This is a genomic window from Actinomadura barringtoniae, assembly GCF_017573505.1.
Taxonomy (GTDB): Bacteria; Actinomycetota; Actinomycetes; order Streptosporangiales; family Streptosporangiaceae; genus Spirillospora; species Spirillospora barringtoniae.
In genome coordinates this window covers 22,237-44,146 of record NZ_JAGEOJ010000018.1, presented here as the reverse complement: position 1 = coordinate 44,146, position 21,910 = coordinate 22,237, and the positions used below count along the sequence as shown (strand labels likewise).

The 21,910-nt window shown below is 70.3% G+C and carries 17 protein-coding genes; 6 read left to right on the top strand and 11 right to left on the bottom strand.

Going from position 1 to position 21,910, the window contains the following annotated elements:
* Window positions 1–280 precede the first annotated feature (280 nt).
* Window positions 281–2,401 (top strand): DHA2 family efflux MFS transporter permease subunit, encoded by a 2,121-nt coding sequence (locus J4573_RS37785; protein ID WP_307797217.1) that lies wholly within the window; start codon window positions 281–283, stop codon window positions 2,399–2,401.
* Window positions 2,398–3,648 (top strand): glycosyltransferase, encoded by a 1,251-nt coding sequence (locus J4573_RS37780; RefSeq protein ID WP_208260923.1) that lies wholly within the window; start codon window positions 2,398–2,400, stop codon window positions 3,646–3,648. The genes J4573_RS37785 and J4573_RS37780 overlap by 4 nt, the downstream gene beginning before the upstream one ends.
* A gap of 63 nt (window positions 3,649–3,711) precedes the next feature.
* Here the strand turns inward: J4573_RS37780 and J4573_RS37775 are convergent, their stop codons facing one another.
* From J4573_RS37775 to J4573_RS37755, 5 genes are all read right to left on the bottom strand, one after another.
* Window positions 3,712–4,746, bottom strand: coding sequence for an alpha/beta hydrolase (locus J4573_RS37775; protein WP_208260922.1), 1,035 nt, complete (start codon window positions 4,744–4,746; stop codon window positions 3,712–3,714).
* Window positions 4,736–7,711 (bottom strand): MMPL family transporter, encoded by a 2,976-nt coding sequence (locus J4573_RS37770; protein WP_208260921.1) that lies wholly within the window; start codon window positions 7,709–7,711, stop codon window positions 4,736–4,738. The genes J4573_RS37775 and J4573_RS37770 overlap by 11 nt, the downstream gene beginning before the upstream one ends.
* An 82-nt stretch (window positions 7,712–7,793) precedes the next feature.
* Window positions 7,794–9,617 (bottom strand): fatty acyl-AMP ligase, encoded by a 1,824-nt coding sequence (locus J4573_RS37765; protein WP_208260920.1) that lies wholly within the window; start codon window positions 9,615–9,617, stop codon window positions 7,794–7,796.
* A gap of 226 nt (window positions 9,618–9,843) precedes the next feature.
* Entirely contained in the window at window positions 9,844–10,119 is a 276-nt protein-coding gene (locus J4573_RS37760; protein WP_208260919.1) for a TFIIB-type zinc ribbon-containing protein, read from the bottom strand.
* A gap of 182 nt (window positions 10,120–10,301) precedes the next feature.
* Window positions 10,302–11,744, bottom strand: coding sequence for a hypothetical protein (locus J4573_RS37755; protein WP_208260918.1), 1,443 nt, complete (start codon window positions 11,742–11,744; stop codon window positions 10,302–10,304).
* Window positions 11,745–11,944: 200 nt separating this feature from the next.
* Here J4573_RS37755 and J4573_RS37750 point away from each other — a divergent pair, with 200 nt between their 5' ends.
* Window positions 11,945–12,688, top strand: coding sequence for an IclR family transcriptional regulator (locus tag J4573_RS37750; RefSeq protein WP_208260917.1), 744 nt, complete (start codon window positions 11,945–11,947; stop codon window positions 12,686–12,688).
* 90 nt (window positions 12,689–12,778) lie between these two features.
* Here the strand turns inward: J4573_RS37750 and J4573_RS37745 are convergent, their stop codons facing one another.
* Window positions 12,779–13,141 carry a YkvA family protein gene (locus J4573_RS37745; RefSeq protein WP_208260916.1) on the bottom strand — a complete coding sequence of 121 codons (363 nt, stop codon included), beginning with the start codon at window positions 13,139–13,141 and terminating at the stop codon, window positions 12,779–12,781.
* 348 nt (window positions 13,142–13,489) lie between these two features.
* Here J4573_RS37745 and J4573_RS37740 point away from each other — a divergent pair, with 348 nt between their 5' ends.
* Entirely contained in the window at window positions 13,490–14,545 is a 1,056-nt protein-coding gene (locus tag J4573_RS37740; RefSeq protein WP_208260915.1) for a hypothetical protein, read from the top strand.
* Between the two features lie 50 nt (window positions 14,546–14,595).
* On the opposite strand, the gene J4573_RS37735 is transcribed toward J4573_RS37740, so the two are convergent.
* From J4573_RS37735 to J4573_RS37725, 3 genes are all read right to left on the bottom strand, one after another.
* Window positions 14,596–15,153, bottom strand: a complete 558-nt coding sequence (locus tag J4573_RS37735) for a septal ring lytic transglycosylase RlpA family protein (RefSeq protein WP_208260914.1) — start codon at window positions 15,151–15,153, stop codon at window positions 14,596–14,598.
* 704 nt (window positions 15,154–15,857) lie between these two features.
* Window positions 15,858–16,889, bottom strand: coding sequence for a hypothetical protein (locus tag J4573_RS37730; protein WP_208260913.1), 1,032 nt, complete (start codon window positions 16,887–16,889; stop codon window positions 15,858–15,860).
* Window positions 16,890–17,263: 374 nt separating this feature from the next.
* Window positions 17,264–18,373 carry a ferritin-like domain-containing protein gene (locus tag J4573_RS37725; protein WP_208260912.1) on the bottom strand — a complete coding sequence of 370 codons (1,110 nt, stop codon included), beginning with the start codon at window positions 18,371–18,373 and terminating at the stop codon, window positions 17,264–17,266.
* Window positions 18,374–18,604: 231 nt separating this feature from the next.
* Here J4573_RS37725 and J4573_RS37720 point away from each other — a divergent pair, with 231 nt between their 5' ends.
* Both J4573_RS37720 and J4573_RS37715 read left to right on the top strand, forming a co-directional pair.
* Window positions 18,605–19,834 carry a sensor histidine kinase gene (locus J4573_RS37720; RefSeq protein ID WP_208260911.1) on the top strand — a complete coding sequence of 410 codons (1,230 nt, stop codon included), beginning with the start codon at window positions 18,605–18,607 and terminating at the stop codon, window positions 19,832–19,834.
* Between the two features lie 30 nt (window positions 19,835–19,864).
* Complete coding sequence (locus J4573_RS37715; RefSeq protein WP_208260910.1) at window positions 19,865–20,470, top strand: response regulator transcription factor; 606 nt, start codon at window positions 19,865–19,867, stop codon at window positions 20,468–20,470.
* A gap of 19 nt (window positions 20,471–20,489) precedes the next feature.
* On the opposite strand, the gene J4573_RS37710 is transcribed toward J4573_RS37715, so the two are convergent.
* Together J4573_RS37710 and J4573_RS37705 are read right to left on the bottom strand one after the other, a co-directional pair.
* Window positions 20,490–21,098, bottom strand: coding sequence for an LURP-one-related family protein (locus J4573_RS37710; protein WP_307797216.1), 609 nt, complete (start codon window positions 21,096–21,098; stop codon window positions 20,490–20,492).
* A gap of 91 nt (window positions 21,099–21,189) precedes the next feature.
* Window positions 21,190–21,813 (bottom strand): TetR/AcrR family transcriptional regulator, encoded by a 624-nt coding sequence (locus tag J4573_RS37705; RefSeq protein WP_208260908.1) that lies wholly within the window; start codon window positions 21,811–21,813, stop codon window positions 21,190–21,192.
* Between the last annotated feature and the right edge of the window lie 97 nt (window positions 21,814–21,910).

Below are 21,910 nucleotides of genomic sequence, written 5' to 3'. Positions count from 1 at the left end.
CCACTTTGTCCTACCGTGACCGCATCACGATGCGCACGCAGCCCACATTTTCCCGCAGCTCACTTGTCACGGTGATGACAAGACCCACTAGTAACCAATGTGGCCTGATGGGATAGTTGAGGATCCCTTGGCTGCGAGTCAGGGGTTGTAACTGGATGCCAACGAATCGTAACAATATCTACTCTCGTTAATAGGGGGAAGCGGCGGTTCTCCCCGGGTTTCGGGGCCCTCGCCGCGCAGTCAGTTGACCCGCGGCCGATACAGGTGGGCGCTGGCGGTCGTGGCCGTCAGCGCATTCATGATCACCATGGACAACACGGTGGTCACGAACGCCCTGCCCACAATGATCAACGAGCTCGACCTGTCGAACTCCGCCAAGGACTGGGTCGCGACCGGCTACATCCTGATGTTCTCCTGCCTCATGATCGCGGGCGGGCGGCTCACGGACGTCTACGGCTGCCGGGTCACCTTCACCGCGGGCATGACCGTCTTCACCGGCGCCTCCGCGGTCTGCGGGCTGGCCCCCGACGACGCCGTGCTGATCCTGGCCCGCGTCGTCCAGGGCGGCGGCGCCGCGCTCGCCCTGCCTGCGACGCTGGTCATGGTCACCGTCGGCCGCACCGACAAGCAGCGCTCCCTCGGCACCATCGTCTGGGTCGGCGCCGCCTCCGGCGCCACCGCGCTCGGCCCGGTCGTCGGCGGCTTCATCGTCCAGCACTGGTACTGGGGCTGGATCTTCCTCATCAACATCGTCCCCGGCATCCTGGTGATCCTGCTCGGCCTGGTGGTGCTGACCGCCAAGGGCGAGAACAAGAACTCCCGGGTCGACCTGCCCGGCGTGCTGATCTCGGCCACCATGCTGTTCGCGCTCGCGTACGGGCTGGAGGCGGGCCGCAAACAGGGCTGGACCGACCCCTCGGTGCTGAGCGTCTTCGCCCTCTCGGGGATCGCACTGGTCTGCTTCATCGTGGTCGAGAGCTGGGCTCCCGATCCGATGATGAATCTGCAGTTCTTCCGTAACAGAGTGTTCGTGGGCGGAATCCTCTCGCAGATGCTCTGGGGAATCGGCTTCAACGGCCTGATCTTCTATTCGGCCACGTTCCTGCAGATGTATCTCGACTTCTCTCCGCCCAAAGCGGGCCTGGTCATGCTGCCGCCGTCGATCGCCATCCTGGTGATGACCCCGCTCGGTTTCTGGCTCGCCGCCAAACTGGGCCCGCGCCCCATCATCGGCGGCGGCATGGCGGCCATGGCCGCCGGCATGGTCATGTTCTCCACGCTCCACCGCGGCGACACCTATCTCGACCTGATGCCCGGCGTCATGATCGTCGGCATCGGCTCCGCCCTCTGCATGCCCCTGGCGATGTACGTCCTGAAGGCCGTCCCCGAGGCCCAGGCCGGCGTCGCCAGCGGCGTCCTCAACGTCATCCGCGAGGTCTCCGGCGCGTTCGGCATCGCCATCGTCGGCATCCTGATCCACCACATCCCCGAGAAGGGCGCCAGCGCCGAGAGCCTGGAGACCTTCCGCTCCGGTACCTCCAGCGGCCTCCTCCTGGGCGCGGGCCTGGTCCTGGTCGGCGGCCTCATCAGCGGCGTCACCCTCCCCAGCCGCCGCGGCTGGCTCGGCCCCAAGCACGGCAAGCAACCCCCGGTCGTCCCGGCCCCCGAGCCGCTCCCCGAGCCCGCCTACGCCGGAGCCCCGGTAGCCGCCAACGCCCAGCCCCACCCCCTCCCCACCCCCGGCCCACACCCCACGGCCGAGCCGCGCCCCATGGCCGAGCCGGACCCGATGCCCGAGACGGGGCCCACGCCTGGGCCGAACCCCACGCTCGAGCCTGCGTTCCAGCCGGAACCGGTGTCGATGAACCAGCCGCAACACCCGGCTGGAGCGGTCCCCCAGGCCGACCTCCCGTCCCGGCCCGAGCCGGTCTACCAGGCCGAGCCGCAGCTTCCGGCCGAGCCGCCGTCGCCAGAGCCGCACGCTCAGCCCGGACCGCCGTTGGTGCCCGAGCCCGTGGCGGCGTCCGAGCCGCCTTGGCAGCCCGAGCCACTCCCCCGCGCCGAGCCGCTCCCCGCCGCCGAGCAGCACCCCACACCTGAGCCGGGCCTTAGGCCGGAGCCGGTATCCATGGCCGAGCCGCCGCCGGCTCAGCCGCCGTTCGTGCCTGAGCCGGTGTCGTCGAACGAGCCGCACGCTCAGCCTCCGCAGCCGCATGTGGTGGAGCCGCGGTATCCGGCGCGGCCGGCGGGTGGGCGCAAGCGCAAGCGGGAGCAGTGGCCGCCGCCACCGCCGGACGGGTGGTACCAGCCGTACGTGCCGGACGAGTCCCCGCTCAACGCGCCCGAGCCCGAGCCCGAGGCGTGGGAGGGGCCCGCACCCCAGAGAGGCGATGCCTGGTGAGCCGCAGAATCGTGATCTTCGCCGCGGGGTCGCGCGGCGACATCCAGCCCTGCATCGCGTTGGGGCAGGCACTGGCCCTGCGCGGCGACCGGGTGCGGCTCGTGGCCAGCAGCCGGTACGAGGGGCTGGTGAGTGCGGCCGGGCTGGAGTTGGCGCCGCTCACGGCGGACCCGACCGAGATCCTGGATTCTGAGGCCGGGCAGGAACTGCTGGCGGGCGGAAGGAATCCGGTCAAGTTCCTCGGCGGGTTCCGGCGGATCATCGGGCCCATGGCCGAACGGCTCTTGGCCGAGTGCCTGGACGCCTGTAAGGGCGCCGACCTGCTACTCGGGCCGACGCTCGGGTTCCTGCCGCAGCACATCGGGGAGCATCTGGGGATTCCCTGGGCGCTGATTCACTTCCAGCCGAGCGAGCCCACGGGAGCGTTCCCGCATCCGTTCGTTCCGCAGGCGCGTGCCCTGGGGCCGTGGGCCAACCGGGCATCGTTCATGGCCATCGACCAGGTCGCGTGGCAGTTGTCCCGGCCGTTCATCAACCCCTGGCGCCGGAACGAGCTTGGGCTGGAGGCCTTTTCGCTGCGCGGGCCGATGCGCAGGGTGCGGAACGAGCGGCGGCCGGTGCTGGCCTGCTTCAGCCCCGCCGTGGTGCCACGTCCCTCGGACTGGCCCTCACATGTGCACCTGACCGGCTACTGGTTCCTGGACGAGCCTGCTTGGCAGCCGCCCAAGGAACTTGAGAACTTCCTGGCTGCTGGAACGGCGCCTGTGTACGTGGGCTTCGGGAGCATGCGCCCCAAGGACCCCGCGATGACGGACCGCGTGGTGCGGACCGCCCTGAGGCTGGCAGGGGTACGCGGGATCGTGCAGGGCGACCCGGAGACCTCTGACGAGCGTGTCTTCGCGGTGAGGGACGTTCCTCACTCGTGGCTGTTCCCCCGCATGGCGGCGGTCGTTCACCATGGCGGCGCAGGAACCACGGCGGCAGGGCTGCGGGCCGGAGTTCCCTCGGTCATCACGCCGTTCTTCGGCGATCAGCCCTACTGGGGCGAACGTGTGACGGCCCTGGGGGCCGGGCCCAAGCCGGTGCCCTTCGCGTCGATGACGGTGCCGCGCCTGGCACGGGCCGTACGGCAGGCCGTCGGGTCGCAGGACATCGCCGAGCGCGCGGCCGAGGTGGGGCGCCGGATCTCCGCCGAGGACGGGGTGGCCAAGGCCTGCGCCCTTCTGGAGGACCTCCGAAACGGCTGATGCCCCGGCCGATCGGCCGGGGCATCATGCGAGGTTGTTGATATCGGGCGCGAACGCCGGCCGTCAGGCGCGCCGGGCGCCGATCGCCTTCATGATCAGCGGCCAGGAGGTGTGCATCTCGCGCTTCCAGTACGGCCAGGAGTGCCGGCCGTTGCCGTAGATGTGCGCGGTGATCGGCACGTGCAGCTGGCGGGCCCGGGCCACGTAGTCCTTGACCGTCGGGCCGATCGCCTTCTCGCTCAGGTAGCCGATGTCCCAGGGGGCGGTGTTCGGCGAGTCGAGCGGGCCGCGCTGGCCGGTGGTGCCCGACGACACGTACAGCTTCGTGCCGCGCATCCGGGGCAGCAGGTCGATCGGGTTGTGCTCTCTCCAGACGGCATCGTCGAGGATCGGCCGTCCCCAGATGGCGTAGGGGTCGTTGCCGTTACCGGTGTTGGTGTACATCAGCAGCGCCGGGATGCCGGGCGCCGTCATGTTCAGGATGCCGCTGTAGCAGGCCGCGAACTTGAAGAAGCCAGGACGGCGTCCGGCGTACGTGCACGCTCCCTGCGCGCCCGAGGACACGCCGATCGCCGCGCGGGAACCGCCGGCGTGGAAGTTGCGCTGCACCAGCTGGACGACCTCGCGCAGGTGGAAGTCCTCCCAGCGCGGGCGGCCGCCCTTCCCGTAGTTGTACCAGTTGGTGTACGAGCCGTTGGCGCCCTCGGGCATGACCACCATGACGCCCCACTTGCGGGACACGGCCTCGATGTCGGTGCTGCTCTTGCGCGTCCAGGAGGTCCAGTTGTCGTTGCCGCCGTGGTAGGCGTAAACGGTCGGCCAGCTCTGCCGCGAGTTCTTCTTCCAGCCCTTGGGAAGCAGGATGCGCACGTGCTGGGCGGACCCGAGGGCCTTGGACTGCACGACGAAGTCGAACGCGGTCTTGCCCTTGTTCAACCAGCGATACGACTTGATATAGGCACCGCCGTCGGCTTTCTTGAACCCGGCGGCCTCCGCCGGGGCGGCCACGCCCAAGGGGAGCACGGTCACCCCGAGGGCGGCCGCGCCGAGCACGGCTCCCGCCCGTCGCGCGCCGCGGCGACGTGACTCAATCGACATCGTTGTCCTCCACAGTGCTCCAGCGCCACCCAGAACCGTCGGGATTCGGAACTATCTCACGTTTGGTACGGGTGGTGTGCGTGGGGCTGGGTTGGGGCTGCCCGTTCGACCACGGTGCCCAAGGGGCTCGAGGGGATGTGGCCGAGGGCTGCATGGGGTGATCCGCCGAGGTAGGCGGTCGGGTCATGGCTCGCGGCGCCCGCGAAGGCGCCTCGGGCCGGTCAGGGAAACGTTGCGAGATCGTTGCGGGCGGCACGTTTGGCGCGCCCGGTGCGGGTGGGTGGTGTCCACCCGTCGGAAGGAACCGGCCGTCGTTCGGCCGACGGTCGAAGCCCGGCTGTGCACCGTTCCCGTTCGGCTGCGGCTGCGGGTACGGCTGCGCCTGCTGCGGGTACGGCTGCGACGGTCGCTGGTGCGGGCCGGGAGCGGCTGCGCCCGGCTGGAACTGGATGTTCTCCGGGAACGCCGACGTGGGAGCGGAAGCGAAGGGCGCGGGCGCCGCCGGTGCTGGGGCCGCCGGTGCGGCGTGCCGGCCGTTCGCGGTCGTACGGAACGCCGAGGGCACTTCCTCCTCGTCCGGCCCGGCCTCTTCCCACTGCATCGCGTACGGGTAGGGCTGCTCCTCGGGCAGACGGCTCGGCGCGATGATGTGCCGGCTGGGCATGTCCTCGCGTTCGCGCAGGTCCATGCGGGAGTGCAGGCCGGCCAGCGGTCCGGGCAGCCACCAGTTGGCGTTGCCCATGAACCGCATCGTCGCCGGAACGAGCAGCGACCGCACCAGGGCCGCGTCCACCACGACGGCCACGAACATGCCGACGCCGATGAGCTTCACCGAGGTGATCCCGGCCATGCCGAACGCGGCGATGACCACCAGGAACAGCAGCGCGGCGCTGGTGATGATGCTGCCGGTGTGCTGCATGCCCCGGGCCACGGCGGCACGGTTGTCGCGGTGCTTGTCCCACTCCTCGCGGATGCGGCTGAGCAGGAAGACCTCGTAGTCCATCGACAGGCCGAACACCACGGCGAGGATGAGGATCATGCTGGTGGCCTCGACGCCACCGGTGGGCGTGAAGTTCAGGATCCCGGCCAGATGCCCGTACTGGAACCCCCAGACGATCACGCCGAACGAGGCGCCGATGGACAGCACGTTCATCACGATCGCCTTCAGCGGCAGCACGATCGAGCCGAAGAACATGAAGAGCAGGAAGAACGTGGCCAGCCCGACGATCACCGCCATCTTGGGCAGGCTGCGCATCAGGCTGGACATGAGGTCCATCTGCGCGGCGGTACTGCCCCCGACGTCGATGTGCATCGGGTAGCCGTTCTTGGTGAGGCTCATCCCGCGGATCTCCTTGACGAGATCCTGGGCGTGCTCGTCCATCGGTTCCCACTTGTGGGTGACCGAGATGCGGACGCCGCCGTAGTCGCCTGAGTAGCCGGTGTACTTGGCGTCGGTCACGCCGGGCATCGCGGCGAGCTTCTTGCGGAACTGCTCCAGGTAGGGCGGGATGTTGTCGCCCTTGCGCACCGGCCGCCAGTTGCGCGGGATGAGGTCGCCGGAGATGACCACGTCGATGGGCTCGGCCGACCCGTTCGGGAAGTCGCGCTTGACGGTCTCGACCACCGCCCGGGTGGGGCTGTCCTTCGGCAGGATGCGCGCGTCGACGCTGCCGAACTGCACGTTCAGGAACGGCACGAACAGCACCCCGAGGATGCCGATGACGACGACGAAGTAGGGGAACGGGTGCTTCATGACGCTGTGCCCGAGCGCGTGCCAGAAGCCGCTGTCGGGGTCGCGCCGGGCCTTGCGGACGCGGCGCGAGTTCGGGCGGCGCCACGGCATCCGGCCGAACTCGACCTTGGTGCCGAGCAGCGCGAGCATCGTCGGCAGCAGCACGATCGCGCCGAAGACCGCGACGAGGACGGTGCAGATGCCGGCCAGCCCGATCGTGCGCAGGAACATCTGCGGGAACACCAGCAGGCCGCTCAGGGCCGCCGAGACGGTGATGCCGGAGACCATGATCGTCCGCCCGGCGGTGGCCATCGTGTGGGCGAGCGCGCTCTGCCGGACCGGCTTCAGCGCACGGAGGTACGCCCGCTTCTCGGCCTTGCGATCCCGTCTGGTGCCCGCCTGTTTCCATGGTTTGCCCGGGGAGATGCCCCGGGCGTCCATGCCCTTGGCCAGCTCTTCTCTGAATCTGCTGACGATGAAGAGCGAATAGTCGATCGCGAGACCGACGCCCATCATCGTGACGACCTCGAGCGCCATCGAGGTCACGTCGGTGAGATAGGTGACCATGTGAAGCACGGCCAGGCCGCCGACGATCGAGAACAGCGCCACGATCAGCGGCAGCACCGACGCCGTCAGCGCCCCGAACACCAGGACCAGCAGGATCAGCAGGATCGGCATCGAGATCGTCTCGGCGTTCACGATGTCGGCGACGACCTGGGTGGCGAACTCCTGCCCGAGCGGGACGTTGCCGCCGAGCCTGGTCTGCAGGCCCGGCGCGTTCAGCCGGTCCTTGATCGCCTTGTAGTTCTCGGCCTTGGCCGCGTCGTCCTTGCCCGCCAGCTTCACCGAGACGAACGTCGCGTGCTTGTCACGGGAGGCGAGCGGCGCGGCGTCCTTCTCGTCGAACGACCAGTAGGAGGCGAGCTCGGCGACCTTGTCCTTGGGCAGCCGCGCGACCGTGCCGATGACCGCCTGCTCGTAACGCGGGTCGTCCACGGTCATGGTGTCGCTGCGGTACAGGACCAGGACGTCGGGGTTGGTGCTGCCGAAATAGGTCGCGCCCAGCCGGGCCACCAGGGACGAGGACGACTTGGGGTCGTCGAAGCCGCCCTCGGTGCTGAACCGCGCGAAGACGCCGAGGCCCCAGGCACCGGCCAGCACGGTCGTCACCAGGATGAGCGCAAGGCTGATCCAGCGTCGTCTGTGAATGAGACGCCCCAGCCCCGCGAGCATGATCCTCCTGGTTCCTCCGGCCGCGCCGTCGCGGCCGCCCCGTCCTTCTTACTAGCGATCGGGCCCGCTTGCGCCCTTCGCCCTACTTGCGTCCGGCCAGGCGTGCCTCCGTCGTCGCCAGGTCCGCCACCTCGTAGCGCTGGCGGGTGGCCGCGCGGGCGACCTTGCCGCTGGACGTACGGGAGATCGCCCCCGGCTCGACCAGCAGGAACTCGTGCAGGCTCATCTCGTGCTCGACGTTCACCGCGGCGCGCACGGCGCTCTCGACCTCGTCCAGGTCCAGGCGCGCGAGCGGCACCCGCCGGTTGCGCTCGGCGACCACGACCAGGCGCTCGGTCTCCTCGCCCTGGACGGCGAACGCGGCGACGAAGTCGGGCCGGATCGCCGGGTGCGCCTCCTGGGTGGTGACCTCCAGGTCCTGCGGGTAGTGGTTGCGGCCGTCGACGATGATCAGGTCCTTGATGCGGCCGGTGACGTACAGCTCGCCCTCGTGGATCAGGCCGCAGTCGCCGGTCTTCATCCACGGGCCGGCCGGGAGGTCGCCGGGCTCGGCCAGCACGCCGCCGAAGGTGTCCTGGCTGCGCTCGGAGTTGCGCCAGTAGCCGGGGGCGGTGTTCGGGCCGTGCACCCAGATCTCGCCGACCTGGCCGTCGGGCAGCTCCGCCGAGGTCTCGGTGTCGACGATCGCGACGTACTGGCCGACGGGCCGCCCGCACGCGACCAGGCTGGTGACCCGGGCGCCGGCCTCGCCCTCGGCGGCGTCCGCGCCGTCGGCGGGGGCGTCGACCAGGCGCAGCTCGCCCTGCGAGAGGGCCTCGCGGTCGGCGATGAGGACCCTGGGCGGCGTGTCCTCGGCGGCCGCGGTGACGAACACCGTCGCCTCGGCCAGGCCGAACGCCGGGGCGTGCGCGCCCGCCCGGAACCCGGCCGGGGCGAACGTCTCGGTGAACATCTTCAGCGTCGAGGGCCGCACCGGCTCGGCGCCGTTCAGGCAGGTGACCAGCCCGCTGAGGTCGAGCTCGGCGACCTTCTCGGGGGTGGCGTGCTCGGCGACGTACTCGTAGGCGAAGTTCGGCGCGGCGGTGTAGACGTTCGGGCACTCGGAGATCAGCTGCAGCCAGCGCAGCGGCCGCATGAGGAACGACAGCGGCGCGGTGTAGATCACGTGGTCGCCGTAGACCAGCGGCAGCCCCATCGCCGACATCAGGCCCATGTCGTGGAACAGCGGCAGCCAGGTCACCAGCTCGGGGTTCGGCCTGTCCGGGGCCCAGCCCGCCCACAGCTGGCGCGCGTTGACGGCCAGGTTGCCGTGCGTGATCTCCACACCGGCCGGGCGCCGCGTCGAACCGGAGGTGTACTGGAGATAGGCCAGGTCGTCCGGGTCGATCGGCTCGTCCTGCCAGGACGCCGCCAGCGCCGGGTCGATCTCCTCGGCGAAGATGATCTCCTTGGGCTGCGGAACGTCGTTGTCGGCGAGGAACTTCTCCACGTGCGGCAGCGAGTTGCGGGTCGTGACGACGATCGCGGGCTCGGCGTCGGAGTAGGCCCCGACCAGGCGCTCGCCGTGGCCCGGCTGGTCCGGCGAGAACAGCGGCACCGCGACGATGTGCGAGTACATCGCGCCGAGCATGGTCATCATGTACTCGTGCGCCTGCGGCAGCAGCAGCGCCGCCCGTTCGCCGGGCTGGGCCGCCTCCCGCAGCCGCACCGCCATCGCGCGGGCCCTCCGGTCGGTCTCCGCCCAGTCCAGCGTGATCTTGGTGCCGGACGGGTCCATGGAGTAGTCGACGAAGGTGAACGCCGGCGCCTCCGGCTTCTCCGCGGCCCACCTGGCGACCCGCTCGATCAGCGGGGTACGGCTGGTGCCGCCTGGCTGAAGTTCGGGAAGCAGAGAGCCCAGTGCCATGTGATCAATCTCCCGGGGGGAAGGGGGCCTCGCGGCAGGAGGGGCGGAGGTGGAGGGCGGTGCCGGACGAGGGTCTGGTGCCTCCCGGCCAGCGTGAAGCTACCGCAGGGTAGGCATGAGGGGCTATTAGCTCCGGCCCACATAAGGGGCCGCCCGTTTTGTCACGCGGGTGACAAGTGAATGGCACACCGAAACGCCCGTCACCGACGGTACACGGGCAGTTTCATCAACTCCCCTCAGCAGCGAAGATCTGCTGCATGATGCCACGTCGATGGCGTCCTTGATAGGTCGTGTCGGGGTCGTCATCGTCGGTCAGTTCCGCGAGGTACTTGCTCTCGGCGTCGATGAGCTGCTCCAGCTCACCGCGGTCGAGGAACACCCCTTGGCAGCCCGGGCATTCTTCGATCACCACTCCGTGCCGTTCATGGGTGTCCAACAGCGAGTCACACTTCGGGCACCGCATCGTCACGTCTGACATCCGGATCCCCTGTCCGTAACGCAAGCGTTAACTGTAGGGCGGTCAGCTTAGTGAGGACACGACCTATTTGGCAGGGTGCGGCGACATTCGCCTACCGATCCGTATGTCAGATGGCCGGTGCCGGACCGGTGCGACTCGCGCCGGATATGTCGACCGGTGTCGGAGTCGCAGCGTTCGGTGGCTGCAGCGTTCAGTGGCTGCAGCGTTCAGTGGCTGCGGAGCTTGCGGGCGGCGGCCTTGAACGGGCGAACGGGGTTCAGGCGACGCCCGACCGCGGCGAACGGGCGGGCCACGGCGGCGAACGCCCTCGGAACGCGGCGCGAACCGTCGGTCCCCTCGGCCAGCGCCGCGGCGCGCGCGGCACTGGCCAGGGCGAACCGCCGCCGGACGAGGCCCAGGCAGGCGACCATCCACAGCAGCGCGAGCTCACCCACGAGCGCGATGCCGAGCACCGCGGCCCAGGGCGTGCCCTCCTCGTCCGTTCCGGTGGGCGAGATCAGGGTCATCTGATTGCCGTCGTTCGCCGCCGCGCCCGCCGTTCCGGATGCCGAGGAGCCCGAGGCTCCGGGAGCGCCCGGGGTCGGCAGCACCATGCCGGACGGAGCACCGGCCGAGCCGGGAGCCGTCAGCGGCGGCAGGACCGGCGCCGGCTGGGCAGGCGGTTCCCCTGCCGCGCCGGGCACCTGCCCCGGCGAGTCCGGCATAGGCGGCGCTGCCGGGGCCTGCGGCATGGCCGGCTGAGGCATCGCGGGCGGCGCCTGAATCTGCGGCGGCTGCACAGGCGGCAACTGCATGGGCGGCGGTTGCTGCTGAAGGGGCGGCGCGAGGTTGTACGCGGGCGGCGGCCCGGCCTGCATCCCGGGCGTCCCGAGGTGGTGCGGCCTGCGGCCATGGCGGCGCGACGGCGTCCGCAGCGGCTTGCGCGTCGGCGGGATGCTCACGCCGGGCTTCCTGGGCGAGCTGGACCCGGTCGCGCCAGGCGTGGCGGTGGACCCGGCGGAGGCCGTGCCGGACGACTCGGACGGCCCGGAGGTCCCGTTCGAGGGACTGGGCCTGGGACTCGGCCTGTCCGTGCCCGAAGGCCTTCCGGTCCCACCCGGCCTGGGGCTGACCGACGCGGTGGACGACCCGGAGGCACTGGAAGGGCTGGACGAGCCGGTCGGGTAGGACGGGCCTGCGGTCGCCTTCGGCAGCCGAACGTCCATCATCGACGTGCCGGTGAGGTTCTGGGCGCTGGCGACCGCGACGATCCGCGGCCCCTGCGCCGTACGCAGCGAGCCGGGCACGAACACCACGACCTGCATCCGGCGCGACCGGGCCAGGTCGCCGAGCGAGCAGCGAAGCCGCCGCCCGTTCCGGTTTGCGGTGCACTCGGACGAGTGGCCGCGCCACTCCAGCGGCTGCTGAGCGATCAGGGTCAGCGCGGCGGCCCGGGCGACGCCGCCCTGGGGCCGGACGTCCACGGCGTACGAGCGCTGCTGGCCGCCGGAGACCGGCACCCGCCCGGTCGAGGTGAACGCGGCCGACAGCCGTACCGGCGAGGCGGCGGCCTGAGCCGAGCCCTCCGTCAGCACGATGGGCGGCGTGGCGAGCGCGGCGCTCAGTGCGGCCGCTGCCCATCGCCTGGTCCGACGACCCCCCGTTGGCACCCGGTCCCCTCTCGTTCCGTTCCGTTGCACTTCGGGGGGACGGCACCGTTCGGCACCGGACGTAGTCAGTATTGCCAGGTCACGGCTACCGGTAACGTCGGAACCCACTTTCGTAGAGTGAAATCGACTCTCCGTACAATCGGCTGGGCATCGCGGGGCCTGGAGAGAACAGTGCGGGACCTTGGAGAGAGGAGACGCCGGTGGCCGAGGCCGTACGGTCGTTGGAACGTGCCTTCGAGCTGCTGGAGCACCTCGCGGACGCGGGCGGCGAGATGGCGCTGTCGGAGCTGACGGAGGCCTCGGGCCTGCCGATGCCGACGATCTACCGGCTGATGCGGACGCTGGTGAACCACGGCTACGTCCGCCAGGAGCCGTCCAAGCGCTACGCCCTGGGCCCCCGCCTGATCCGCCTCGGCGAGGGCGCGGGCCGCATGCTGGGCGACTGGGCCCGTCCCACGCTCGCCGGGCTGGTGGACGCCATCGGGGAGACGGCCAACATGGCCGTTCTGGAGGGCGACGAGGTCGTCTACGTCGCCCAGGTGCCGTCGCGGCACTCGATGCGGATGTTCACCGAGGTCGGGCGGCGCGTCCAGCCGCACTGCACGGGCGTGGGCAAGGCTCTGCTGGCGCAGCTTCCCGAGCCGAAGGTCCGCGAGATCCTCGCCCGTACGGGCATGGCCGCGCAGACCCCGCAGACCTTCACCGACCCCGACTCCCTGGTCGCCGAGCTCGCCCGCATCCGCGAGCAGGGCTACGCGCTGGACGACGAGGAGCAGGAGATCGGCGTCCGCTGCGTGGCGGTCGCGCTGCCGGGAGCACCGACGCTGACGGCCCTGTCGGTGTCCGGGCCGTCCGCGCGCATGACCGCCAAGACCGTCGGCGAGGTCGTCCCGCTCATGCGTTCCGCCGCCGAACGCTTCACCGCCGAACTCAAGCCCGCATAGCGCACCCGCACCCGCCTCGGGCGGGCGGAAACGACGAGATCCCGCCGGTAAGGACCGGCGGGATCTCGTTCAGGTCTGTCAGTAGGCGGGTCAGTCGACGATGTCGCCGACGATCACGGTCGGGCGGCCGCCGCGCTCCCAGGTGACGAAGTCGCCCGCGCCCTTGATCAGGACGGCGGCCAGCCACAGGGCCACGCCGGTGTCGTCCACGACTCCGACGATCGGCAGCAGGTCGGGGATCGCGTCGATCGGGGAGATGATGTAGATCAGGCCGAGGGCCAGCAGGCCCAGCGTGCCGTACGACATGCCCTTGTACTCGCCGCGCAGTGCCGACTTCAGCATCCGCGGGACGGCGCGGACGCGCTCCCACATGCCCGGGGCGTCCGGCTTCAGGGTCTCGTTGTATATCTGCCAGGCCTGTCCGGCCGCGGCCGCGCTGCGCTTCTTGTTCACAGGCACTCCTAAGTCGAACGGGAAGGGCACGCCCCCGCGGTGCCCACGACTAACTAAGACGCGGGAAAAGCCCAGGTTGTTCCCGTTTGACCTGCATGGAGTGATCAAGCCCACACCCCGGCTTCCCCACCTGCGGGACCCGACGCCTACCCTCTTCGCCCCGCTCGGGTTACCCAAGGTGAGTTCTTTCTCACTCTCGTTGCCGAGGTGCGGGGATTCGGGCGCATTTCGCTGACTCCGCTGGAAACATGGCATTGCGGGAGGGGCGCCGCCTTCCGTGTCCAGCCGTACGTGAGCCCGTACGCGAGGTAGCCACGGCACCGTCGAGACCCGGGAGCTGACGCAGGCATGAGCGGCGACCATCAGGACCTGCCCCCCGACCAGACCGTGCCGATCCACGGCGAGATCAGCCGTCCCATCTCCGGAACGGCCGCGGGCACCGCCTATGTGGCGCTGCCGCCCACCGCCGTGGACGCCCGCCCGGCGGGCCCCACCCGGCTGATCGTGGCCTGGCCCGGCTTCGACGCCCCTCGTACAGCGGCCGCGATGGCCGCAGCCGTCCCGATGACCGGTGTGCCGACCTGGCGCGTCTATCTGGAGCTGCCGGGCCGCCCGCACGCGAGCCTCGCCTCAGGAGCACTCCTGGAGGATCGAGGGCTGGAGACGTACTGCACGGCGGTCGAGCAGGCCGCCGGGCGGCTTCCCGACGTCCTGGCCGAGCTCAGGCGTGATCTCGGCGTCGGCGAGGGCCCGGTCGGCCTCGCGGGCTTCTCGGCCGGCGGCGCCGCGGCGCTGCTCGCCCTGGCGCTCGGCGCCGTCCCGGTGAGCACGGTGGCGCTCGTCGCGCCCGTGCTCGCACCCGCCCGCGCCGTCCGCAACCTGGAGAAGCGCGCCGGCCGCCGGCGCAACTGGTCCGACGGCGCGCAGGCGCTGGCCGACCGCCTCGACCTGGGCTCCCGCGCGGCGGTCATCGCCGGTCGCGGTGCCGCCCTGCTGCTGGTCGGCGGCGCCAAAGACCGCCTCGTACCGCCGAACGAGATCACCGCGCTGCGCGATTTGCTCCGGCAGTGCGGCGCGGAGGCTGTGGAATCCGCCTCGTTCCGGATGGGCCACAGCCTGGCCGCCGAGCCCGGCACCGAGCCCAAGCCGCCGATCACCGAGGCGGTGCGGGTCGACGGCGTGCTCACCGACTGGTTCCGCGAACGCCTCGCCGAGATCGTCCCGCCCCGGCCGCCGCGCTCCAAGCCGACCGCCCAGGAGCCCGCCGTCCAGGAGCCCGCCGTCCACGAGCCCGCGGCCCAGAAGGACAAGGACACGGACATGACAGAGCACCGGCCCGCACAGGGGCCGGTGCCACTGCATCTTGAAGGCTCGGGTCTTCAGGCCGTCAGCCATCACCCGTAGAGCCTGTTGAGAGAAACCGCGGAGAAGTCGGCCGCGGGTCAGTCGCGACGTCAGCCGCGCGACAGCACCTGGTACCGGACCGGGATCACACCCGAGCCCGTACCGCCGACCTTCTCCATCGCCGCCGTGGACAGGTCCAGGCAGCGGCCGCCCGCGTACGGGCCGCGGTCGTTGATCCGCACGATCACCGACCGGTCGTTGTTCTTGTTGGTGACCCGCACCTTGGACCCCATCGGCAGCGTCTTGTGCGCCGCGGTGAGCTCACTGGGATCGAACGTCTCGCCGCTCGCCGTCATCTGCCCCTCACCGTAGAAGGAGGCCTCGCACGAGCCCGAGCTGAGCACCCGGTACGACGGCTTGGTCTTCTTCGGCTTCGGCTTGACGGTCTTCGGCACGGGCGACGGGGAGGGGTCCCGCGTCTCGCCCCGGCTGGCCCTGGTGGGAGTGGCCCGCGGCGGGTCCGCCTGCGGGGTGACGGTCGGTGCCTGGGCGGACTGTGCCGCCTGTGCCGACCCGCTCGAACCACCGGCTGAGATGAGTGCCCATCCTCCCGCCGCGAGGACGGCGACGGCGACACCTGAGGCGATCAGAATGCTACGGAGGCGCATCTTCGGGCGATGCTTGCCAGCGCTACCCACAGAGAGGTCCTTTGTTCGGGGACAGAGCCCCGGACGCCCGGCGTAAATCACACCGCCGTTATTCGCGACAGTTCAGGGGTCGTGTATCGCCCCCGAATCGGCTGCCGCACGGGCCTCCCGTTCGGGGTGAACGACCCCGCGGGCCCCGCCTCTTCGCGCTCTATCTGGCGCATCCGCCTCAATGCGGAACCGGCGTCCGGCAGTGCGGCACAGGGCCTGGTTCACTGCTGGTTCGGGCCCCCGCCGCACACAAGTTCTTGACCGTACGTTGCCTTCGAGCCGAATCAAGCAATCGGCCCCCATTTGTGGGGTTTGTCACCCTCAAATTGGCCCTACGGAGTGGATCGACAGCAGCGGGTAAGGGGAAACGTAGATCATCTTTACTCCGCCACGGTTCGCCGATCTCGGCGCTATAACAAGCGTCCGTTCCGCCTGTTCGCCGAACGCGAACGGGGCGTCCCAGGAGTGCCGATGCACTCCGGGACACCCCGTTTCCTCGCACGTTTCGTCATATCGAGAGTGCGCCCGGCCCGGTTCCGTTCACACCCTCATCACACGCACCTACTGCCCCTGTGTGGAGCTGCAGTCTCCACACCCACACCCTCCTCGCGCGACCCGCGAGCCTCACGCACCAGCCGCCGGTGCGGAGTCGCCGGTCGCCGCGCATGGCGTGGTCAGCCGCCGATGGGAGCGGCGGGAAGCTGCGGGGCGGCGACGGGAACCTGCGGCAGGACGGGCAGCGCCGTGACCGGCAGGATGCCGCCGAGGCCGGGCAGGCCGCCGAGCAGGCCGCTCAGGCCGCCCTGGGCGCCGACGGGCAGCGCGCCGGCGACGCCGGTCGCCGGGGCCGCGGCCTGGGTGACCTGGCCGACCATGTCGGTCACGCGGCCCTGCACGCCCGCCGCCTCACCGGAGACGCTCGCCGGGTCGGTGGGCAGCTGAGGCAGTGCGCCCTGCGGGTTGCCGAGGCCGCCGCTGATCGGCAGGCCGTTCTGCGCGGTGCCGGTGAGGGCGCCGAGCAGGCCACCGACGGTGTCGCTGACGGGGTCGCCGGCCTTGCGCTGGCCCGCAGGGGCGACCTTGCCCTTGGTGAGTCCGCGGACCTTGGCGCCCGCCTGGCCGGCGAGCTCCTTGGCCGGCAGGCACCGCGCGACGCCCAGGTCGCGGGTGATGCCGCCGGTACCCGGCGCGCTGTCGATGCTGATCGCCGAGACGGTCATGCCGCCGAGCGGGTCGCGGACCTGCTTGTTCAGCATGAGCACGACGCCCGGCTCGCTGGTCGGGACCCGCAGGCCCGGGGCCGGGGCGGCCGGAACGACCGAGGACAGCGGGCTGCCCTTGAGGATCTGGGTGGCGCCGCTGACCGTGCCGTCGGCCGCCGCCGTGCACTTGGCGGTGATGCCGGAGAACGCCACGTCGCCGTTCGCGGTCTTCAGGACGCCCTTGCCGAGCTTGGCGACCGCGTCCTGCGCGCCGCCCTTGGAACGGTTGACGGTCGCGGCGCCCCGAGCCGTGGTCAGGATGCCGTCCACGGTGGTGGCGGGCAGGTCGACGACCGGGCGCGCCAGATCGGCGGCGGGCGACGGGACGGCGGCGACGGCGCTCATGGCGAGACCGGCGATCGGCCCGGCCGGGCCCTCGGCGTGCGCGGGAGTGGACGTGACGGCCACCATGACGGCCACGGGCGCGAGGACGGACGTCCTCATCAGGCTCTTGGCAGATCGATTCATTTTCCCCCCCGGGGGTTTGCTGTTTGACCCTTGCGCGTGCGGAACCGGGTGATCCTCATTTGGCTCCGGCATTCAGCCGCACCGAGCGGGGACGTTAGTACAAGCGCAGTGACCGCACAGCGAATTCACGAATCGATTAAGCGCGGCGATAAAGATCTACTGAAATGGTCAGGACGCATTCTGATCCGGGCAGATGTGGCGACATCTGCGGACACATCGACCCGCGATCTGGCCATGATTTGGCTCGGCACTGGCACCGCAATTACACGGAGCACAAAGCGAGGACGCCCCGGAGCGGATGCGGGACGTCCTCGCTTTTTACCTGCCGTCGGCGGCAGTCGCGCCTCTCCTCAGGTGGAGGCGCCACCAAGGGCGATGGCCTCGTCCACCTCTTGCTTGCGCACGGCGAGCTCCTGCGCGTGACGTTCCTCGTCGACCTTCTCGGCGATCTCCTCGTCCTGGCGCATCAACGCTTCGAGATCGGCCTTGGCATTATCGAGAACGCCCATGTCCTCATAGGCGGCCTGCACCTTGTCGCCCCAGAGGCCGACATCCTTCACACAAGGGACGATGCGGCTGAACAAGAGGGACTGGTAGAGCGTGTACATGTCGGAGTTGTCGACGTACTCCATGCACTTGTCGACCGGCATGTCGAGCTGCTCGAACACCTCGCGTCCCTTGAAACGGTCGCGCATCAGGTAACAGCCCTCGACGACGAACTCCTCGCGTTCGGCACGTTCCTTCTCGGTCAGCTCGCTGTAGAAGTCCTTCAGCGCCAGCCGGCCGAACGCCACGTGCCGCGCCTCGTCCTGCATCACGTACGCCAGCAGCTGCTTCACCAGCGGGTTCGTGGACATGTCCCGGTAGAGGCCGAACGCCGCGAGCGCGAGGCCCTCGATGAGCACCTGCATGCCGAGGTAGGGCAGGTCCCAGCGGCTGTCCTCGAGCGACTCGGCCAGCAGCTTCGCCAGGTCCTGGTTGATCGGGTAGAGCGTGCCGATCTTCTCCTGGACGAACCGGGCGTACAGCTCCACGTGCCGCGCCTCGTCCATCGTCTGCGTGGCGGCATAGAACTTGGAGTCCAGGTCGGGCACCGACTGGACGATCCGGGCCGACACGTTCAGCGCGCCCTGCTCGCCGTGCAGGAACTGGCTGAACAGCCAGGAACCCTGGTGGCGCCCGAACTCGTCGCGCTCCTTCTGGGTCATCCGGTCCCAGATCTCGGACCCGAACAGCGGGTTGAAGTTGTCCGGCAGCCCCGCGACGTTGTTCGGATCGACCTCAAGGTCCCAGTCGATCCGCTTCTGGGCGTCCCACTGCTTGTCCTTGCCCTTCTGGTACAGGTTCAGCAGCCGGTCGCGTCCCTCGTCGTACTCCCAGGTGAAGCGCGCGTCGCCGGACATCGGCACGTTCCAGGTGTCCTGCGGTACCGCGGTGACGTAGTGGTCGTAAGAACTCACGTGCGAACCTCCTGCGGGCACGGGGTGTGTGAGCTTTCCCACCGCTTTACATCCCTTCGTAACATGTAAAGCCAGATGTGGCCAGTCCCCCTATGCCCGTCATGTCCCCCATGACAAAAGTCATGGGCGTCCGACGACATGCCTCACTCCCCGCACCGGGCGGAAACTTCCTAGCCTTGGACCCATGAACGCGCAGACCGCCGCTCGCCGCCGGACCACCGGCCGATCGTCATGACCCTCCTGTTCGGCGGTAACGCCGAGTGCGGCGACCGCCTGGACTGGGCCGCGGACAACTCGCGCCGCCGCCGCGCCTTCTGGGCGGCGTTCGGCCTCGTCTACATGGTTCCGGTGGCCGGCGGGGTCACCGAGTACCACGGGGTCAAGCTGGTCATCGGCTGGATCGCCCTGGCCGCGTTCGCCTCGCTCTACATCGCGACGGCGCTGAGCCGCGCCAGCTGGCACACCGAGATCAGCCGGTGGACCTGGGCCCTCTTCTCCGCCTTCGCGGTCCTGTGCGTCACGCTGCCCTTCGCCCTGGGTCCGAACTGGCTGGGCGCGGCCATCTACCTCTCCATGATCTGCGCGATGGTGCTCCCGATGCGGCTGGTGCCCTGGGGCGTCGTGGCGTCGGCGGCGATGGGCCTGCTCCAATGCTGGGCGAACGGGATGGACGGCTCCGGCACGCTCACCATCTCGGTCGTCGCGCTCTCGCTCGGCATGTTCATGTGGGCGTTCCGGCACGCCCGCACGCTGGTCCAGGAGCTCCAGGCGGCGCGCGGCGAGGTGGCCCGCCTCGCCGCGGTGGAGGAACGGCTGCGCATCGCGCGCGACCTGCACGACCTGCTCGGCCACAGCCTGTCGCTGATCGTGCTGAAGTCCGAGCTCGCCCGCCGCGTCGGCCAGAAGCAGCCGGAGAAGATGGTCGGCGAGGTCAACGACATCGAGTCGGTCGCCCGGCAGGCGCTCGCCGACGTGCGCGCCGCGATCTCCGGCTACCGCCAGCGCGACCTCGCCGAGGAGATCCTGAGCGCCCGCGCGGTGCTGACCGCCGCCGGCATCCAGGCGGTCGTGCGCCGCCCGGACGAGCCGCTCCCCGACGTCGTCGACGGCCTGTTCGGCTGGGCGGTGCGCGAGGCGGTCACCAACGCCGTACGGCACTCGCGCGCGAAGCGGTGCACCATCACGATCACGCGCGACGGCGAGGGCGCGTCGCTGGAGGTCGTCGACGACGGCACCGGCGCGGCCGACGCCGCCGAGGCGGACGGCTCCGGAGTGGGCGGCTCCGGAGTGGGCGGCTCCGGCGGCGGTTTCAGGCCGGGGAACGGCCTGACCGGTCTCAGCGAGCGGATCGCCGAGGCGGGCGGCTCCTTCGCCGCAGCGCCCGTCGAGGGCGGCGGGTTCCGGCTGTCGGTCCACGTTCCGGTGGCACGGACCGTCTCGCCAGCCCAAACCCCCGCCTAGCGGGAGATCCGCACCGGTAGAGTCACCCGCGTGATCCGGGTGATGCTCGCCGAGGACCAGGGAATGGTCAGGGGCGCCCTGGCCACGCTGCTCGGCCTCGAAGACGATCTCGAGGTGGTCGGCGAGGCCGCGAACGGCGACGAGGCGGTGACCGTGGCGGCCGACGTCCGGCCCGACGTCGCGCTGCTCGACATCGAGATGCCCGGCAGGGACGGTCTCAGCGCGGCCGCCGAGATCGGCAGGGCGGCGCCGGACTGCAAGATCATGATCCTGACGACGTTCGGGCGGCCGGGCTACCTGCGCCGCGCGATGGAGGCCGGGGCCTCGGCGTTCCTGGTCAAGGACAGCCCCGCCCAGGAGCTGGCCGCCGCGATCCGCCGCGTCGTCGCCGGTGAACGGGTGATCGACCCGGCCCTGGCCGCCGCCGCCCTGAGCGCCGGCCCGAACCCGCTGTCGCAGCGCGAACGGGACGTGCTGGCGGCGGGCGCCGACGGCTCGACCATCGCCGACATCGCCGCCCGCCTGCACCTGTCCGAGGGGACCGTGCGCAACTACCTGTCCGCGGCGATCAACAAGGTGGGCGCGCGCAACCGGATCGAGGCCGTGCACGCCGCCCAGGCCCAGGGCTGGCTCTGACCCGTCCCGGGCCTGCCGATCAGCGGGACTGGAGGGCGTCCAGGCCGACGGCCTGCGCGATCACCAGGCGGCGGTCCAGGCGCGAGTCCTTGATGTCGACCAGGTAGCGGTCGCGGAAGCCGAACTTCTTCTCCACCGAGAAGACGATCTGGTCGCCCGCGTAGAAGTCGAAGTGGTACGGCCAGGCGAAGGGCAGGCTCTCGGCGTACGGGATGACGTCCCACACCCGGCGCAGGATCGCCACGAACTTGTTGCGCTCGCTGCCGGTCGCGACGCCGAGCCCGGGCTGCTCAAGGTGCCAGGTGGAGGCCAGCAGCGACTTCTTGAAGTCCTTGCGGAAGACCCCGATCGGCTGGCCCGCCGCGTCGGTGATGTCGTACGCGGAGGCCAGGTCGATGCGCTTGCGCGCCTTGAAGCCCATGAAGGCGTACGACTTGCTGTCGTCGGAGTAGAGGGTCACCTGCTCCTTGAACGCCATCCGCTTCTGCTGAGCGAACGCGACCATGCCGCCCTCGGAGCCGTCGGTGTTCTCGACGTGGACCTCGTACTGGTTGACCATCAGGCGGACCCGCTGACGCACCAGGAAGCGACTGTGCTGCTGGAGCTTCTCGATTTCCAACGATCCCACCTGTTCTGTTGTGATCCGGGAGGCGTGTGGCGAAGTGTGCCATACGTTCCCGGTGATGCGCCCGGTCGTGCGTCGGGCGCTCGCCCCCGGCCTACGTCTCCTGGACGTAGGCCGACAGGTAGCCGTGGATCAGCGGCTCGACCTCGGCGAGTATCGCCGGGTCGCCGTCGGGCGCCACCCGGAAGGCCATCTTGAAGACGGCGTCGGCGGCCTCGACCGCGATCGCCAGCGCGCGGGCCAGCTCCGGGGTGTCGCTCACCGAGAAGTTGCTGACGATCATGCGGCGCAGCCGGTCGGCGACCACCGCGTTGTTGTCGGCGCCCGAGTCGAGCAGGTTGATGTCGGCGACGTCGCCGAAGCGCAGCACCCGGAAGCCCGGCACCGTGCGGTGCATGTCGACGAAGATCTCGATGATCACGCCGACCGTGTCGGACCAGTCGGAGAAGGTCCCCTCGGCCAGGTGCTTGGACACCCGCTCGCCGAACAGCTCCAGGTTGCGCAGCGCGAGCGCCTGCGCGACCGCCCGCTTGTCCGGGAAGAACTGGTAGACCGAGCCGATCGCCACCTCGGCCCGTTGCGCGATCCGCGTCGTGGTGAGGCCGTCGTAGCCGTCCTCGTCGAGGATCTCCGCGCAGGCGTCGAGCATGCGCTGAACTCGTTCGGCGCTCCGGCGCTGGGCGGGGCGGCGGCGCAATGGGGTCCGGGTCTCACTCACTCACCCATTGTCGCCCCTTTGGGACGGGACCCGTGACCACCGGCCCGATTCGCACATCACAGCCTCGCGCAGGACGGTCCCTAACGGGCGGTCCCCG